Source organism: Bacillus sp. AP50, assembly GCF_040492675.1.
GTDB lineage: Bacteria > Bacillota > Bacilli > Bacillales > Bacillaceae_G > Bacillus_A > Bacillus_A cereus.
Map to the genome: position 1 here is coordinate 1 of NZ_JBEUTW010000679.1, position 1,426 is coordinate 1,426.

Below are 1,426 nucleotides of genomic sequence, written 5' to 3' on the forward strand. Positions count from 1 at the left end.
AAATAACGCTTTATTTGGAAGACAAGTCCATTATTTTATAGAAATCATAGAAAAATAAAAAAGCACTCCTTTTCAAAGAGTGCTAAAAAAAACATATAACCTAATAAAAATATTTCTATTTTGATTACAGAAAGAAAGTCTTTATTAAAACATATGGTTGCTAATTTAATTGCGATCTGCCTTGCACCCAAGCAGCAATATCATTTATAACATACTCAGGAATATTAGCAGGACTATAATATTCATCCGGTTTACTTATTTCCCCATCGCCCTCTGTAAAGAAATGATTTAACTTTGGATATAGTCGATAATCAACGTTATTTCGTTCTTTTAATTGTTCTTTCCAAAGAGGAATTTCGATTTTTGATTGAACTTGATAGTCTCTTTCTCCTTGAATAATAAGAAGTGGTGTCTTTTGTTCTTTTGATATTTCTGCTGCTTTAATTTTCCGAATAGAATCCCAAAATACTGCTGATCCTAAGTAAAAATCTTTTGGAGGATTCTGACCAGAGAAATTTGGATCATTTAATAATTCAAATTGCGATTTGTAGAATTTATATTGCTCCTGGTTCATTGCTCCAATAGAAAAAAGATACTCAAATTGATCTAAAACAACGTCTTGAATCGTACGAGCTGGTCCACCCATTACAATTGCCCCAGCAATATTTTGATTTTGGTCTTTTTCAATCATTTTCGGAAGCATCATTCCACCTTGACTATGACCAAGAATATATATTTGATTCTTATTTATTAGAGGCTCATTTTTAAGAAATTGAGTTACAAGAAGAGCATCATCTGTTGTCTCTTTATCAACTGTATAGAAGGGACTGAATTGTGTTTTCAGCCCATGTTCATACGTTCGTTTATTATAGCGAAGGACAGCAATTCCCTTCGATGCAAGACCTTCAGCTAAATCGCGAAATGGTTTTAAAGCAAACCCTGTTTCATCCTGATCAGTTGCTCCTGATCCTTGAACAAGAACAACCGCTGGAAAAGGACCATTTCCTTTTGGAACCGACAATGTTCCTGGTAATGGAAATGCACCACTTCCAACTACTACTTCTTTATCAACAAATGATTCAGGCTTACTATATGATGGACGCTCAGCAACAGGACTAAACGACATGCTTAGTTGAAAATCGTCTATTTTTCCAGATGGATCTAGTTTAATTAGTAAAGGTACAGTCATTTTTTCAAAAACTAATTGAATCTCCACATTTGTATGAACAGGATTTGTCTCTTTTTGTGTAACCTCTCCAATTTCTATAAAAGAACCTGCTTGTAATTGAACTGGCAGTCCCTCCCAATAGCTCTTCAACCATTCTTCGGATATTATTTTCTGTAATGACCTTGAGGTTAAATCAAATGCAGATTTATAATCTTCACTATTCATATGGCGAATAAATGAAAGAGTAGTAGATATAAC

At 33.6% G+C, this 1,426-nt stretch carries 1 protein-coding gene; it reads right to left on the minus strand.

Features of this window, described 5'->3' with window-relative positions; genetic code table 11:
* Positions 1-160: 160 nt before the first annotated feature.
* A partial coding sequence (locus ABWK52_RS28325; RefSeq protein WP_353772324.1) for an alpha/beta hydrolase occupies positions 161-1,426 on the minus strand: 1,266 nt, incomplete at its 5' end.